The following is a 15,196-nucleotide window of genomic DNA, read 5'->3' as shown; positions in this document are numbered from 1 at the left end:
CTGTAACGCCGCCATATGACGCGGCGATGACAGCCGTGCAGCGCGCATGGATGCTTGCTTATCGGCAGGCGGCCACGGCCGTGGTGAGCCAGGCCGCATCGACGGCGCCCAGGCGGCGGGTGCAGATCTGGTGTTGAGAATCCAGAATCACTGTGTACGGCAAGCCCTTGATTTTATTGCCGAATGTGCTGAGCAAGCTGGGCCGAGCCACGGCCTGCGGGTAGCTGGCGGGGTAGCGGCGCAGGAAGGCCTGCGCGGCCTGTTGATCATCGATGGCGACGCCGATCACGGGCAGCGCCGGCCGGCGGGCGACCAGCGCGTTAAAGATTGGCAACTCGCGCACGCACGGCAGGCAGTTGCTGGCCCAAAAATTCAGCACCACGGCGCGGCCCTGGAAGGTGCGAAGCTTCAGCTGGCCGGCGCCATCGAGGCTGGGCAGGTCGAAGCGCAGCGGCGCGGCGCCGGCATGGCAAGACACTGTCAGCAGTAACAGCGCCGCCGCCAGACCTTTCATTGCGGCACCACGGCCGCGTCCGTCATGCGGTAGTACAGACCCATGGGGTCGCTGGCCAGCACCTTCAGCTTGCCTTGGACGATGAAAGGCGCATAGCTGAATTTCACGGGCGTTCTGCTGTTGATTTCCACCACGCCTTCCGGGCCGGCCGGCAGGCAGAACGGGCAACTGGCCGAGGTAACAGTCAGCAGGAAATGCTTCTGCTTCTGGCCCGGCTGCAACGGCATCATGAAGCCTTGCACTTTTACCTCGGTATTGTCGAGCGCACTGATTTCCGGCGTGTACTTCGGCACCATGCGGCCCTTTTTTGCCTTGACCGTGGTGGCCTGGCCCAGCAGTTTCCAGGACACCACGCCGGGAATGTCCGTCAAGGGCGCGAAAAACGACGGCGGCTCATCGGCTGGCGCGGCCAGGGCGCTGCCTGCCAGCAGCAGTCCAGCGCTCAACATCATGATATTCCACATGCTTGCTTCCTTTCAGGGGCGTGCCAGGGTGGCGGCGATATCCGTGCGATAGGCGCGCGCGGCGGGAATGGCGGCGGCCAGCAAGCCCACCGCCGCGGCAATCACGGGCAGCCACGCTTCGGCAGCGAGAATGCGCCAGGGCTGCAGGTTCAGGTCCTGCATCGATTCCAGTATCCCGATACCCGCATGGCCCAGCAGCCAGCCGATAGCCGCACCGGCCAGCGACAGCAGCAAACCCTGCGCCAGCAGCAGGCGCAACAGTTTAAAGGGCGAGGCGCCCAGCGTGCGCAGGATGGCCATGTCCCATTGGCGTTCTTCCAATGCCCCGTACAGGGCGACGAACAGCGACAGGGCCGCCACCAGCAGCACGCCGGCGGCGATTGCCCGCAGCACATCGATGCCCACGCCCAGCAAATTGAACAGGCGCGCCGCTTCGAAGGCAGGCTGGGCCGCTTGCAGCCGGGCCTGGCTATTCACCCAGCGCGGCAGGTAAATGGCGGCCAGCGGCGAGGCGTACTGCACCAGCACGGCCGTCAGTTCGCGCTCGGGCGGGGCCGCTGGCGCGGCGACAGAGCCAGCCGCCTGTTCATCGGGGTCCGTCTCGTGTACTTGCCACACGGAAGCCACCGGCGTGAGGATCAATCGGTCCACTACGCTTCCTGTGGGCTGCAGTATGCCCACCACCGTATAGGGCGCATGCTGGTGCAGCTCGCCACCGGCGGCCAGCCCGTGCGAACCGGCGAAGCTGGCGCCCAGGGTGGCGCCCGTCTCGCGCGCCGCCCGGGCGCCGAACACGGCTTGCATCGGCTGCGTGAACAGGCTGCCCTGCGCCAGCCGCGCGCCATAGTGCCCAGCCAGTGCCGTGGTGCTGCCGACGATGCGGAAACCGTGGAAGTTGTCGCCCAGCGCCAGGGGAATGGTACTTTTCACCAGCGGCTGCGCGGCCAGGGCCGCCAGCGTGCCTTCGGGGATATTGCCGGTCGGAATATCGGCGTGATACACGGATGACAGGATCAATTGCAGCGGCGAACCCTTGGCTCCCACCACCAGGTCGATGCCCGTGGCATCGCGCTCGGCGCGCTCTTCCAGCTGGGCCGAGACGGCCAGAATGAACGTCATCATGGCAATGCCGATGGCGACCAGCAGCAGATTCAGGCTGGATGCCAGCGGTGTGTGGCGCAGGGCGCGCCAGGCCAGGGTGACGGCGTTCATGCCGCCACCTGCATCAGGGGCAGGCGCAGCACGGCAGCGTCCGGCAAGGCTGCCAGCACGCGGGCGTCGTGGCTGGCGATGATCAGTGTCGCGCCCGCCTGCTGCGCCTGGCTGGCCAGCAGCGCGATGACGGCGGCGCAGGCGACATCGTCCAGGTTGGCCGTCGGTTCGTCGGCCAGGATCAGCCGCGGTCGCATGGCAACGGCGCGCGCGATGGCGACCCGTTGCCGCTGGCCGCCGCTCAATGCATGCGGATAGACATCGAGCTTGCCGCCCAGACCCAGCTGATTGAGCAGGCTGGCCGCGCGGGTCGCATCGGCCCGCTGGCCGCTGGCATAGGCGGGCAGCAAGACATTATCGAGGACATTCAAGCTGGCCACCAGCGCCAGTTGCTGTGGCAGCAAACCGATGGCGCGGCCACGCCAGTTGTCGCGCTGGCGCGGCGTCAGGTCCGGCAGCGAGGTACCCGCCACTTCGAGGCGGCCGGCCTGGGGCGCCAGGATGCCGGCCAGCAAATGCAGCAGGGTCGACTTGCCGCTGCCGGATGGACCCAGCAGCAGGGCGTGGCGCCCGGCGGGCAAATGAAAGGCGTCGATGTCGAGCACAGGGACAGGCGTGGCAGCGGCGTCGGCATAGCCATACGTCAATGAGGCGAGGTGGAGCATGGATTCTCTTTCAGGGGCGCGGAAAACGGGCGGCACAAAATTGCCGCACAAATGCAAGTGAGCTGCATTATAATTTAAAACGCAATCGACTTGCATTTAAAGTTCCAGCCCATTGCCGCCCCCATCGACCATCCAAAGGAATGCCCCCATGTCCCAGCTCCAGCCCCAGCGCAAACTGCCCGTCACCGTCCTGTCCGGTTTTCTCGGCGCCGGCAAGACCACCTTGCTCAACCACATACTGCGCAACCGCGAAGGCAAGCGCGTGGCCGTCATCGTCAACGACATGAGCGAAGTCAATATCGACGCCGCGCTGGTCAAGGAAAGCGCGGAGGCGGCCGGTGCGGCCCTGTCGCGCACAGAAGAAAAACTGGTGGAGATGTCGAACGGCTGCATCTGCTGCACCCTGCGCGACGATCTGCTGGTGGAAGTGCGGCGCCTGGCAGCCGAGGACCGCTTCGACTACCTGCTGATTGAATCGACAGGCGTGGGCGAACCGATGCCGGTGGCCGCCACCTTTGATTTCGAAGATGAGCACGGCGACAGCCTGAACGACGTGGCGCAGATCGACTGCATGGTCACGGTGGTCGACTGCGCCAACTTGCTCAGCGACTTTCATAGCGAAGACAGCCTGGAGCAGCGCGGCGAAATCGCGGGCGAGGGCGATGACCGCCAGCTGGCCAACCTGCTCACGGAACAGATCGAATTTGCCAATGTCATCGTCCTCAACAAGGTGGACATGGTCGATGCTGCCGAGCGCCGGCGCGTGCTGGCCGTCATCAAGGCCTTGAATCCCGGCGCGCGCGTCATCGAGACAAACCAGTCCGTCGTGCCGCTCGACGCCATCCTCGGCACGCAGCTGTTCGACCTGGAGCAGGCGGCCAGCATGCCGGGCTGGGCCCAGGAACTGGCCGGCGTGCATACGCCTGAAACGCAGGCGTATGGCATCAGCAGCTTTGTCTACCGGGCAAAAGAGCCGTTCCATGCGCAGCGCCTGCACGACTACATTTCCCAGCCGATTCCCGGCGTGGTACGCAGCAAGGGTTATTTCTGGCTGGCCAGCCGCCCGGAATGGGTGGCCAGCCTATCCGGCGCAGGCAAGCTGATGAATATCGAACCCGTCGGCCTGTGGTGGGCCTCGGTGCCGAAGGAGCGCTGGCCAACGGATGCGGAATCGCTGGCCGAGCTGCGCTCTGGCTGGAGCGAGACGTATGGCGACCGCTACCAGGAGCTCGTCTTCATCGGCCAGGACATGGACCAGGCCGCCATCGAGGCGGACTTGAAGAAATGCCAACTCAACTATACGGAAACACGCAAGGGCATGGCGGCCTGGCGCAGCTTGCCTGACCCGTTTCCCCAGTGGCAACGCGTTGACGACGAAGAACTTGAACACTAACCTTGAACAGGAAGACAGCATGACAGAACTGATCCCCGTCACCATCATCACGGGTTTTCTCGGCAGCGGGAAAACCACCTTGCTCAAGCGCATCTTGCAGGGCGACCACGGCTTGCGCATCGCCGTGATTGAAAATGAATTCGCCGCCGAAAGCATCGACCATGGCTTGCTGGTGCAAGATAGCGACGAGCAGATCGTGGAAATGAACAATGGCTGCATTTGCTGCAGCGTGCGCGGCGATCTGATCCGCATACTGGGCCAGCTGCACGCGAAACGCGCTGCGGGCAGCATCGTTTTCGACCACGTGATCATCGAAACGACGGGCCTGGCCGCGCCCGGCCCCGTGGCGCAGACCTTCTTTGCGGAACCGTCCGTCAGCGAGTTTTACATGCTGGATGCGATTCTGACGGTGGTCGACGCGCGCCATGCGCAGCAGCAATTGACGCTGCATCAGGAAGCGCAGGAGCAGGTGGGCTTTGCCGACCGCCTGCTGCTGTCGAAGACGGACCTGGTCAGCAAGCAGGAACTGGCGGCGCTGCGCCAGCGCCTGGCCGCCATCAACGGCCGCGCCGGCATGCAGAAGCTGAGTTTTGGCAACGTGCCCCTGCGCGACATCCTGAATATCCGTGGCTTCAATCTGAACGCCATCATCGAGCTGGAACCGGCATTCCTCGGTGAACTGGGTCATCGCCATGGCGACGGCGTGCAATCGTTCGTGTATCACCAGGCCCAGCCCCTCGATCTGCTGCAGGTGGAAAATTTCCTCGATGCCGTGGTGCAGCTGTTTGGCACTCAGCTGATGCGCTACAAGGGCATCCTGCACGTGGCCGACATGCCGTGCCGCGCCGTCTTCCAGGGCGTGCACATGCTGATGGGCTCGGAACTGGGCGCGCCCTGGCGCGAGGGGGAAAACCGCGTCAGCACCATGATCTTTATCGGCCGCGACTTGCCGCAGGATATGCTGATCCGTGGCCTCGACCGTTGCGTGGCAGGCGCCGCCAGCCCGGCCAGCCTGATGGCTGAAGTGATGGACGGGGCGGCTTCCGGGGTGGCCGCATGAGCGTGGAAGCGGGCTTGCCCGCCCTGGCGCTGATCTTTCTGCTTGGCATGCGGCACGGCCTGGAGCCGGACCACCTGGCCGCCGTCGATGGCCTGACCCTGCGCAGCCTGCCGCGGCATCCGCGCTGGGCGCCTTGGATGGGCGCGCTGTTTGCGCTGGGGCACGGCCTCAGCGTGCTGGCCATCGTGGCCGTGGCCGCCATGGCGTCGCAACAATTCACGCCGTCGGAAGCCGTGTTTGCCTGGCTGGAATGGCTGCCCATCGCCTTGCTGCTATTGATTGCCGGCATGAATGCGCGCACCTTGCTGGGCGGCGCGCAACTGGCCAGCGTGCGCGGCCTGCTGCTGCCGCGCTGGTTGCGCGGCGCCTCCGGCCCGCTGGGCGGCATTCTTGTCGGCATGCTGTTCGCGCTGGTGTTCGATACGGCGCTGCAGGCGGCAGCCTGGGGCTACGCGGCCGTGGCGCTGGGCGGCATGGGGCCGGCCTTGCTGACAGGGGCCGTGTTTGCCGCGGGCATGGGCGTGACCGATACCTTCGATGGCTGGGTCACGGCCAAAGTCATGCGCACCGGCAAGGAGGAGATCGTGCGCGCGTTCCGGCGCCGGCTAGGCTGGCCCATAGTCGCCATCTGCGTGGCCATGGCCGCCTACATGGCGGCCGGCAAGCTGGACCCGCAGTGGAGTTTGCCGGAAAGTACCATGGCGGCGCTGGGCGCGGCCATGGTGCTGCTGATGGCGGCCCTGTACGGCTGGACGCTGTACGGTTTGCGCGCCGTCAACGCACGCTAGAGACGGACGGAAGGCGGACGGGTGCAGGCCATGGGTATAATGCAAAAAAACTCCGAGCTCCGCCATGTCCGCCAACGCGATCACCATCCGCCTGCTGACGCCAGCCGATACCAGCGCCTTTTGCGCGCTGCGCCTGCGCGCCATCCTCGATTCGCCCAGTTCGTTTTCCTCGTCACGCGAGGACGAACTGGCGCGCACGCCCGAAGAACACGTGCAGCGCATCGCCGCCGGCCCGCAGCACAGGGCGTTTGGCGCCTTCGATGGCGAACGTCTCGTCGGTTTTGCCGGTTTGCGGCGCGAACCCCTGCGCCAACTGTCGCACAAGGCCCTGCTGTGGGGCGTCTTCGTGGACGTACAGCAACGGGGCAAGGGCGTGGCGCGGCGTCTCGTGCATGCCTGCATCGAACAGGCGGAGCAAGACCCTGCCATCCGGCAAGTGCACCTGAGTGTGAACGCGGAAAACAATGCGGCCTTGCGGCTGTATGAATCGCTGGGCTTTATCGCGTATGGCACGGAACCGCGCTCGATGCGCGTGGGCGAGCTGTTTTATGACGAGCACCACCTGGCCTTGCTGCTCAAGTGATGTTGCAGGTGCTTATTTGCAGCGCGGGCACAGGCCCTTGATCAGGTAATCGACTTCATCGCCGCTGAAGCCTTCCGGCAAGGCCACGGGCGTGGGCAGCTTGACTTCATTGAAGCAGGTGACGTTGGCGCATTTGGTGCACTGGAAATGCGCGTGCTCGTGCGCCTGGTGGCCGGCACCCGCGCTGAAGCGCCACACCTGGTCGGCGCCGGCGATGCGGTGCACCAGTTCATTTTCCGTCAGCCATTCCAGCACCCGGTACAGGGTGACGGAATCGATATCGCTGTCCTGCGACAGCGCCTGCTGGATTTCATGGTGGGTCAGCGAACGGCTTTGCGCCATCAAAAAGTCGAGCACCTTCACGCGCGTCTTGGTGACGCGGGCGTTGGTGTTGCGGATCAGCGATTCGGCTTGCGGTGTAGAAGATGATGTCAACATAATATGGCCTGCTTACGGGTGGACGGGCTGGCGGCGTCATCGCCGCGCCTTTGGCACCCTCATGGGCGTATCTTAGCATGCGTGCTCTCTCGCGTGCCTCCCGGCATGATGCCGCGTCATGCCTTGAACGTCCAGTAGCGTCCCGCCGGCGTATCGACGGGGTCGAGAAAGCGCTGGTCGGCGCGGGCCTGGTTGCGTATCAGGTAAAACATGTCGGACAGGGCCGAGCGCTTTTCCGCAAAATAACTGTGTTTCATGAAACTGGTATCGACACCGCTGGCGTCGATGCTTTCCACGCCCGCCACGATCAGCATGCCCGCGCCGCTGTCGCCCGCGCGCGGATAGCCGTGCACGGCCTTCGAGGCGGCCAGGGCCAGGTCCTGCGAGGACGCGTACAAGGTGACGGGATTGCGCGCGCGCGCCAGTTTCGGCGCGATATCGTGCTTGAAGATGGCGGCATCGATGTCGGGCGCCGTGAGGATGATCTCGGTGATCCTTTGCGCCAGTTGCGGGTCGGCCGACATCAGCTCGGCCACGGCCCGCGCCAGGCCCCGGTTGCCCATGCTGTGGCCCACCAGGTAGACTTGCGCCGCCTCGCTCCGGGCGAGAAAATCGGCCAGGAAGGCGGCGATATGCGGCGTGCTCCACTCGATATTGTTTTCATCGGTGGTGTAGCCGGCAACGTCGCCGCGCGACGGCCAGCTGTAGAAGACGGGCGCGCCATCGAAGCCCAGGTCGTAGGCCATCTGTCCCGTGCGCCGCGCCGCGTCCTCGAAACTCACGTTGTAGCCGTGCACAAAGACAAAGGCGCTCTTGCCGGCCGAGGCGCGGATCTGGGTTTTCAGGGCGGCAAAGAAATTGGCGTGGTCCTGCACCTCGGCGGACAGCAGCGTCACGCGCTTGTCCGGGTCTGCGCGCCATTCCAGGCGCCACAGCGAGGGCGATTCCAGCTGGCCCATGCGGTGGTCGCGGGGAATGCTGATGTCGCAGCTGCCATAGCTGAGCGGGCCATCGTCGGCGCCGTGGCCGGCAGTGAAGCTGCGCTCGCCGCTGAAGCGCTGGGCCGGCGGCTTGCCCACGTCGCGCTGGCGGTCGGTGGCGAAATACACTTTGACGACGGCATAGTTCGAGGCGACTGCGCCCTTGTCGACCGGCGCGGGTGCCGTTGCGGGCAGCGCTTCCACGTCGGGCGCCTGGGGCGAGGGCCGCTGCAGCCCATCGAGCAAGCCTTGCGCGGCAAACAGGGTTTCCATGTCGTCGGGGACCCTGGCCGAGGCCAGGGCCGTTGACAGGGCCAGGCGCAGCCGGCTATCGGCAGGGTCCGCTTCCAGCGCGGCGATGGCGGCCAGGATGGCCGATGCACTGTCGAACTTGCCGATGGCCGCCTGGATCTGGCGGTAGTGGGATAGCACGGCCTCGGGCGCGTGCGCGGGCGCGCCATGTTCGATGGCCGCGACGACGGCGGAAGTGATCAAGTCCATGCGCTACCTGCCTTTCAATGCAATCTGGATTGAATGTCAACCCATATTGCCATAAAAGCACGCGTAAAGCGACTTGTCCAGCGGCGCACGCAGGCGCCGCGCGGTGGCTCAATGCTGTTTGTCGTCGCTGAACTGCTGTGCCAGCGATTGCAGGGGCGCCAGCGTCACGCCGCCGCGGCTGACGTGCTCGGGGATGCTCACGCGCACGGGCTTGCTGTGCATATTCGTGGACGACAGCACATTTGTCGTGGTTTCCGGCGCCGCGTTCCACACGGGGTCGGAGATGCCTTCGAACACGTGTTTCAATTGTTCGCCCCAGGTGTCGCGGATCATGCGGAAATACTGGTTCTTTTCATCGATGGTGACGAAGCGCGTGACGGCCAGGCTGCCCGTCTCGTAGACGAGCAGGTCCAGCGGCAAGCCGACGGAAACATTCGAGCGCAGCGTGGAATCCATGGAAATGAGCGCGCACTTGGCCGCCTCGTCCAGGCGCGTGAACGGGTTGATGACGCGGTCGATGATGGGCTTGCCATATTTGGCTTCGCCGATCTGGAAATATGTGTTTTCATCGTGCGATTCGATGAAATTGCCGGCCGAATACACCTGGAACAAGCGGCAGCGCTCGGCTTGAATCTGCCCACCCAAGATGATGCTGACATTGAAGTCGATGCCGCAGTCGGCCAGGGCCTTGGCTTCGCGCTGGTGCACGGTGCGCACGGCTTCGCCCACGATGCGGGCCGCGTCATACATATTGCCCACGTTCCAGATGCTGCGCCCATCCGCATCCACATGTTCGGACACCAGCTGGCGGATGGCTTGCGAAATCGACAGATTGCCTGCCGTCATCAGCACCAGCATGCGGTCGCCCGGGTTTTCAAACACGCTCATCTTGCGGAAGGTGCCGACCTGGTCCACGCCAGCGTTGGTGCGGGAGTCGGACAGGAAGACCAGGCCTTCGTTCAGGCGCACGCCTATGCAATAAGTCATCGTAGCAAATTCAGTCAAAGGGGGAGCATTCTACACCAGCCGGGCCGGGCCACCAGCCTGCGAGGCCCGGCCAGCCTCATTCCTGCCTGTTTGCAGGGGCTAGACGGGCACGATCTGCACATCGACCCGCAACGTTTCCGTGCCGCCTCCCTGGCGCACGCCGCGCACGGGCGCGGCCGAATCGTAGTCGCGCCCGATGGCCAGCCGGCAATATGCATCCGTCATCAGGCGCGCATGGGTGACGTCGATGCTGACCCAGCCCGCGAAGTCCGGGTCCTCGGCCCAGGCGTCGACCCAGGCATGGCTGGCCGCGTGGCCCGTGGTGCCCGGATCGATGTAGCCGGACACATAGCGGGCCGGGATGCCCCAGGCGTGGCAGCAGGCCAGGTACAGGTGGGCATGGTCCTGGCACACGCCGCGCCCCAGGGCCAGCGCATCGCCTGCCGTGGTGGTGACCATGGTGGCGCCGCTTTCATACGCCACCTTGCCGACGATGTGCTCGGCCAGGCGCAGCAAATGGCCGGTCCCGGCCGTCACCGCGCGGTCGGGCAGGCTGGCGGCGGCCAGTTCCAGGATGGCCGGGTTGGCCTGCGTCAAGGGAGTCGGCATGGTAAACAGCAAGGGCGAGAGGGTATCGACCAGGTTCAGCCGTCCTTTGTGCGGATAAATGGTTTCGACCACGCCATGGGCCACCAGGCTCAGCGACTGATGGCTGCCGTTAATGGTCAGCATGTGCGACAAGTTGCCGTAGGCATCCGTGTAGGCGTGACACCGGCCCGGCGTGGAAATGTGCCAGGACAGGGCCCGCTGCTGCGGCTCGATACGCGGCGTCAGGTGCAGCTGCTGGATGGTGTAGGCCAGCGGCGCACTATAGGCGTAATGGGTTTCGTGGCGGATGGTGAGCTGCATCAGGCCGCCAGGGGAACGAGGAAGTCGCGGCTGACCCGGTTGCCCAGGTCATTGATGTTTTCCAGAAACTCCGTCAGGGTCAGATGCAGTCCCGCCTTCATGATGTCGTCGATATGGCCGAATTTCAGTTCCGCATGCAGTTTGCCGGCGAAACGCTCCGTATCGGCGGACACATCATTGCGGATATGCTTGAGGTTTTCCACCACGTCATCCATGCAGGCCAGCAAGGATCGTGGCATGTCGCCGCGCAGCATCAGCAATTCGGCGACGCGCGCCGGGGTGATGACATCGCGGTAGACCTTGCGGTAGATCTCGAAACCGGAGACGGAGCGCAGCAGCGCCGCCCAGTAGTAAAAATCGCGCTGGGTGATGTCTTTCGACGTGTCGCGCGCGCCGTGGAATTTCACGTCGAGGATGCGCGCTGTGTTGTCGGCCCGCTCCAGGAAGGTTCCCAGGCGGATGAAGTGAATGGCCTCGTCCTTGAGCATGGTGCCCAACGTCACGCCGCGCGACAGGTGCGAGCGGTACTTGACCCATTCGAAGAACTGGCTGGGGTCCGTTTCCAGCAGATTGCTTTTCAGGCGCTTCTGCATGTCGAGCCAGGTGGCGTTCTGGATTTCCCATACTTCCGTCGTCAGGGTGCCCCGCACGGCGCGGGCGTTTTCGCGCGCGCCCGTCAGGCAGGCGAGGATGGACGAGGGGTTGTTCGGGTCGCGCACCATGAAGTCGAGCACGTCGCGCGTGTGGAAGCGGCCATATTTGTGGTCGTACGCGCTTTGCAGCTCGGAAATCCCCAGGGTGGCGCGCCAGCCCTGTTCCGCGTCCTGTTCCGACTGCGGCAGCATCGAGGTCTGCATATTGACGTCGAGCATGCGGGCCGTGTTTTCCGCCCGCTCCGTGTAGCGGGCCATCCAGAACAAATGATCGGCGGTGCGGCTCAGCATGTTTTTTCTCCTGCAAAGGCGGATGTTGCTTCCAGTACCCAGGTATCCTTGGTGCCGCCTCCCTGCGAGGAGTTGACCACCAGCGAACCTTCGCCCAGGGCCACGCGGGTCAGGCCGCCGGGCACCATGGAAATCGTCTTGCCGGACAGCACGAACGGGCGCAAATCGATGTGGCGCGGCGCGATCCCGGCCTCGACATACGTGGGGCAGGCGGACAGGGCGAGGGTAGGCTGGGCGATGTAGCCGCCCGGATTGGCCAGCAGGCGCTGGCGGAAGTCCTCGATCTGCGCCATGCTCGACGCCGGCCCCACCAGCATGCCGTAGCCGCCAGCGCCGTGCACTTCCTTGACGACCAGCTTGGGCAAATTCGCCAGCACGTAGGACAGATCGGCCGGCTTGCGGCACTGGTAGGTGGGCACGTTGTTGAGTATCGGTTCCTGCGAGAGGTAAAACTTGATCATGTCGGGAACAAAGGGATAGATCGACTTGTCGTCGGCCACGCCCGTGCCGATGGCGTTCGCCAGGGTCACGCGGCCGGCGCGGTAGACGGACAGCAGGCCCGGCACGCCCAGCGAGGAATCCGAGCGGAAGGCCAGCGGGTCGAGGAAATCGTCGTCGACGCGGCGGTAGATCACGTCGACCCGCTTGGGGCCGCGCGTGGTGCGCATGTAGACGGAATTGTCGTTGACAAACAAATCCTTGCCTTCCACCAGTTCCACGCCCATTTGCTGGGCCAAAAAGGCGTGCTCGAAGTAGGCGGAGTTGTACATGCCGGGCGTCATGACCACCACCGTGGGGTCATCGACGCCCATGGGCGCGACGGAGCGAAGGTTGTCGAGCAGCATGTCCGGGTAATGGTCGACGGGGGCGATGCGGTTGCGCGCGAACAATTCCGGGAACAGCCGCATCATCATCTTGCGGTCTTCCAGCATGTAGGACACGCCGGATGGCACGCGCAGGTTGTCTTCCAGCACATAGAACTCGCCTTGGCCGGCCCGCACGATATCCACGCCGGCGATATGCGCGTAAATGTCGGAGGCGACGGCAATGCCCTGCATTTCCGGGCGGTACTGGGCATTCTTGTAAATTTGCTCGGCGGGAATGATGCCCGCCTTGATGATATTTTGAGCGTGATAAATATCATGGATGAACATGTTCAGCGCTTGCACGCGCTGCACCAGGCCCGTTTGCATCTGCGCCCATTCGGCGGCGGGGATGATGCGGGGAATGGTGTCGAAGGGAATCAGGCGTTCCGTGCCGGCATCGTCGCCATACACGGCGAAGGTGATGCCGACCCGGCGAAACGTCAGGTCCGCTTCGGCCCGCTTGCGGGCGATGGTGTCGGGGGATTGCTGCTCCAGCCAGTTGTTAAATTCACGGTAGTGTTCACGCACCTTGCTGTCCGTGCCCACTTCATCTGCAGTCATTTCATTGAAAAAATTTGCCATGTTGTGATTTCCCCTTGAGCCTTGGTCTGACTATAGCTCAGCAGAAATCATGCCAGTAGGGCACACGTGAAAATGTGTAAAAAATGACCATTTTTGTGGCGTAAATCCGTCAAGTGCACCGTATTGGTGCATTACTGCGCGGATAGTGCCGGCATGGGGCAGGCACGTTCAAGCGTCCGGCGTGACGAAGGGCCGGCAGTCGATGGGCAGGTCGATGGTAAAAGTGGTGCCACGCTCCGGGGCGCTGTCGACGATGGCGCTGCCGCCATGGCTTTCCGCCACGTTCTGCACGAAGGGCAGGCCGATGCCCCAGCCTGGCGCGCTGCCAGGATGTTCGCGGCGCAGATAATCGAAGATGCGCTCGGTCTGGTCGGGCGCGATGCAGCTGCCCGTGTTGTGCACGGTAATGATCATGCGTTCGCGCAAGGTATTCACGTGGATATGGATGGGGCCGTCGTCGCCGTACTTGACGGCATTGCCCACCAGGTTTTCCATGGCCCGGCGCAAGGAATTTTCGCACCACCAGCCGGTGACGGAACAGCCCGTGACGGCGCACTTGCCGGGCAAGCCCGTATTCACGCTGTCGCCCACTTGCCGTGCCAGCGGCAGGATGTCGAAACGCTGCAGCAGCAGCGGCAGCTTTTGCCCCCGGTGGTAGCTGAGCGTATCGAGCAGTTCCTGGATCATGTCGTCGAGGCGCTTGCCGTGCTCGATGATTTTTTGCGCCAGCGCCGGCACATCGGCCTGCTGCGCCAGGCGTTGCAATATCTGCGCGCTGTTGAGCATGACGGACAGGGGATTGCGCATGTCATGCGACAGGCCGGCGGCGATGCGGCGCTGGAAACCCTCGTGCATGGCGGTAAATTCCAGGATGGCTTCGCGGATGCCCGTATCGATCGAGACGTTGATCACCTTCCAGTCCTTGCGCCGCAGCGGCACGCCGGCCTCGAGCGCCGCCTCGGCAAAACAGTCGCGGAAAATCTGGTATTCCTGGATCACCTGTTCCGGCCCGTAGCTGGTCATGCGTGCCCGTTCATTGCCGTGCACGGCCGGCGCATTCGTGTTGCTGGTGGCATCGTCACGGGGGTAGCCCGGTGTCAGCGCTTCAGCCAGGTTGTCGAAGAAGGTCGGCAGGGTGTTAATCAGGATGGGCGTGAGCAGGGCGTCGGCGCCGCGTACCTTGGCGCGCACCTCGTGTTCCCATTGCGTCAGCACGGCATCGCGCATGCTGAACAGGCGCCGCGTGCGCGCCGGCAGGTCCAGCGTGCTCATTTTCTGGTCAGAGGCATAGGTCATCGCAGCTCCCCATCAGCAGGTCGGCATGCGCGCGTTGCGGCGCGCGACCTAAAGTATCCTCCAATTTGGCGCGCGGGGGGCGTTCAATTCGGTGCGCCGGCGCCTTGTATGACGGTGCTCAAATGGCTGAGGACTGCATCCCATTGCGCGAGAGAAAAGTTCTGCGGATCGTCGTGGCCATTCGCGTAGCCCGTATCGAGCACGGCATGGAAGGCGGGAATCAGCCACGTGCCCTTGCGCACGCTGGCCGCGACGTACAGCAGGGCCAGCCGCTCATATTGCGCCGGCGTAAAGCCGGGATCGGGCGCCAGGCCATCGTTGCCCTTGCCGCCGCCGGGTACGGAATTGCGCGGCTGCACCAGTTCCACGTGCAGGAACAGGCCCGTCAAGGACGGCTTGTCTTTTTCCAGCTTGCTGGCGTAGCCGGGCGTGCCAAAGTCGCGCACCTGCAGCGATGCGCCCAGGCGATTCACATACACATGGCCTTTCGGCCCGCCGCCCAGCGCCGGATTGCGCACCGTAAAATCGTTGAAATCCCAGCTGGCGTCGTTGATGTGGGCGGGAATCGGTTCTGCCAGGAAATTCGGATAGCTGGTGTCATGGATCACGAAATAACGGGCCACGGGCGCCACCAGGCGCCCCGTGGCACGCGACAGGGGCGCATCGATGGCGCCGCCCGCGTCAGCCTCGCTGATGCCTTGCGCCGCCAGGTAGGCGCGCAGGGTGGCCGGCGCGATGTCCGTGCGCTGGCCAACGCGGCTGGCGAGAAATGCCGGCAGCGGCGCGCTGGCCCCGAGGCGCGCATAGCGCTGCACGGGTCGCAGCAAACACGTGGCTTGCGCCCGCGCATCGCCCTGGAAACCGCTTTTCCAGGCGGCGTACGGGCAGGCGGCCTGCTTCTGGGCGGCGGCGGGCAGGGCAATGGCGAACAGCAATAGCAGGGCAGGGAGTCTCATGCGGGCATTGTCGCTCAAGCCACGGTGACGGCACAGGCGCGCACGCGAAAAAAAAGCT

16 protein-coding genes are annotated in these 15,196 nt (G+C 64.4%); 4 read left to right on the top strand and 12 right to left on the bottom strand.

Features of this window, described 5'->3' with window-relative positions; genetic code table 11:
* Positions 1–58: 58 nt before the first annotated feature.
* Genes ACQ4WR_RS02050 through ACQ4WR_RS02035 form a run of 4 tightly spaced genes read right to left on the bottom strand, consistent with a single transcriptional unit; the run spans position 59 to position 2,855 of the window.
* Entirely contained in the window at positions 59–514 is a 456-nt protein-coding gene (locus ACQ4WR_RS02050) for a TlpA family protein disulfide reductase (RefSeq protein ID WP_436484980.1), read from the bottom strand.
* Positions 511–966 (bottom strand): DUF3299 domain-containing protein, encoded by a 456-nt coding sequence (locus ACQ4WR_RS02045; RefSeq protein ID WP_436484978.1) that lies wholly within the window; start codon positions 964–966, stop codon positions 511–513. The genes ACQ4WR_RS02050 and ACQ4WR_RS02045 overlap by 4 nt, the downstream gene beginning before the upstream one ends.
* 24 nt (positions 967–990) lie before the next feature.
* Entirely contained in the window at positions 991–2,190 is a 1,200-nt protein-coding gene (locus ACQ4WR_RS02040; RefSeq protein ID WP_436484977.1) for an FtsX-like permease family protein, read from the bottom strand.
* Positions 2,187–2,855 (bottom strand): ABC transporter ATP-binding protein, encoded by a 669-nt coding sequence (locus ACQ4WR_RS02035; RefSeq protein ID WP_436484975.1) that lies wholly within the window; start codon positions 2,853–2,855, stop codon positions 2,187–2,189. Before ACQ4WR_RS02035 ends, ACQ4WR_RS02040 begins: the two co-directional genes overlap by 4 nt.
* A gap of 148 nt (positions 2,856–3,003) precedes the next feature.
* On the opposite strand from ACQ4WR_RS02035, the gene zigA reads away from it, so the two are divergent.
* The 4 genes from zigA to ACQ4WR_RS02015 all read left to right on the top strand — a co-directional run bounded on the left by zigA (position 3,004) and on the right by ACQ4WR_RS02015 (position 6,679).
* Positions 3,004–4,248 (top strand): zinc metallochaperone GTPase ZigA, encoded by a 1,245-nt coding sequence (gene zigA, locus ACQ4WR_RS02030; protein ID WP_436484973.1) that lies wholly within the window; start codon positions 3,004–3,006, stop codon positions 4,246–4,248.
* A 19-nt stretch (positions 4,249–4,267) separates the two neighbouring features.
* Entirely contained in the window at positions 4,268–5,308 is a 1,041-nt protein-coding gene (locus tag ACQ4WR_RS02025; RefSeq protein WP_436484971.1) for a CobW family GTP-binding protein, read from the top strand.
* Entirely contained in the window at positions 5,305–6,096 is a 792-nt protein-coding gene (locus ACQ4WR_RS02020; protein ID WP_436484969.1) for a HoxN/HupN/NixA family nickel/cobalt transporter, read from the top strand. Before ACQ4WR_RS02025 ends, ACQ4WR_RS02020 begins: the two co-directional genes overlap by 4 nt.
* Positions 6,097–6,160: 64 nt before the next feature.
* Positions 6,161–6,679 carry a GNAT family N-acetyltransferase gene (locus tag ACQ4WR_RS02015; protein WP_102297121.1) on the top strand — a complete coding sequence of 173 codons (519 nt, stop codon included), beginning with the start codon at positions 6,161–6,163 and terminating at the stop codon, positions 6,677–6,679.
* Positions 6,680–6,691: 12 nt separating this feature from the next.
* Here the strand turns inward: ACQ4WR_RS02015 and ACQ4WR_RS02010 are convergent, their stop codons facing one another.
* The 8 genes from ACQ4WR_RS02010 to ACQ4WR_RS01975 all read right to left on the bottom strand — a co-directional run bounded on the left by ACQ4WR_RS02010 (position 6,692) and on the right by ACQ4WR_RS01975 (position 15,138).
* Positions 6,692–7,117 carry a Fur family transcriptional regulator gene (locus tag ACQ4WR_RS02010; protein ID WP_076572177.1) on the bottom strand — a complete coding sequence of 142 codons (426 nt, stop codon included), beginning with the start codon at positions 7,115–7,117 and terminating at the stop codon, positions 6,692–6,694.
* Positions 7,118–7,233: 116 nt separating this feature from the next.
* Positions 7,234–8,598, bottom strand: coding sequence for an alpha/beta hydrolase (locus ACQ4WR_RS02005; protein WP_436484967.1), 1,365 nt, complete (start codon positions 8,596–8,598; stop codon positions 7,234–7,236).
* 108 nt (positions 8,599–8,706) lie between these two features.
* Positions 8,707–9,585, bottom strand: coding sequence for a proteasome-type protease (locus ACQ4WR_RS02000; protein ID WP_436484965.1), 879 nt, complete (start codon positions 9,583–9,585; stop codon positions 8,707–8,709).
* 99 nt (positions 9,586–9,684) lie between these two features.
* Positions 9,685–10,494, bottom strand: a complete 810-nt coding sequence (locus ACQ4WR_RS01995; protein ID WP_102297114.1) for a transglutaminase family protein — start codon at positions 10,492–10,494, stop codon at positions 9,685–9,687.
* Positions 10,494–11,438 carry an alpha-E domain-containing protein gene (locus ACQ4WR_RS01990; RefSeq protein ID WP_102297111.1) on the bottom strand — a complete coding sequence of 315 codons (945 nt, stop codon included), beginning with the start codon at positions 11,436–11,438 and terminating at the stop codon, positions 10,494–10,496. The genes ACQ4WR_RS01995 and ACQ4WR_RS01990 overlap by 1 nt, the downstream gene beginning before the upstream one ends.
* Positions 11,432–12,886: a circularly permuted type 2 ATP-grasp protein gene (locus ACQ4WR_RS01985; RefSeq protein ID WP_436484964.1), complete on the bottom strand. Its 1,455-nt coding sequence runs from the start codon at positions 12,884–12,886 to the stop codon at positions 11,432–11,434. Before ACQ4WR_RS01985 ends, ACQ4WR_RS01990 begins: the two co-directional genes overlap by 7 nt.
* Before the next feature lie 168 nt (positions 12,887–13,054).
* Entirely contained in the window at positions 13,055–14,182 is a 1,128-nt protein-coding gene (locus tag ACQ4WR_RS01980; RefSeq protein ID WP_436484962.1) for a sensor histidine kinase, read from the bottom strand.
* Positions 14,183–14,265: 83 nt separating this feature from the next.
* On the bottom strand, positions 14,266–15,138 hold the full coding sequence (locus tag ACQ4WR_RS01975) for a hypothetical protein (protein WP_436484960.1): 873 nt from the start codon (positions 15,136–15,138) through the stop codon (positions 14,266–14,268).
* Between the last annotated feature and the right edge of the window lie 58 nt (positions 15,139–15,196).

This window comes from Janthinobacterium amylolyticum (assembly GCF_051380655.1).
In the GTDB taxonomy this organism is placed as follows: Bacteria; Pseudomonadota; Gammaproteobacteria; order Burkholderiales; family Burkholderiaceae_D; genus Janthinobacterium.
This window is presented reverse-complemented; position numbering and strand designations above follow the sequence as displayed.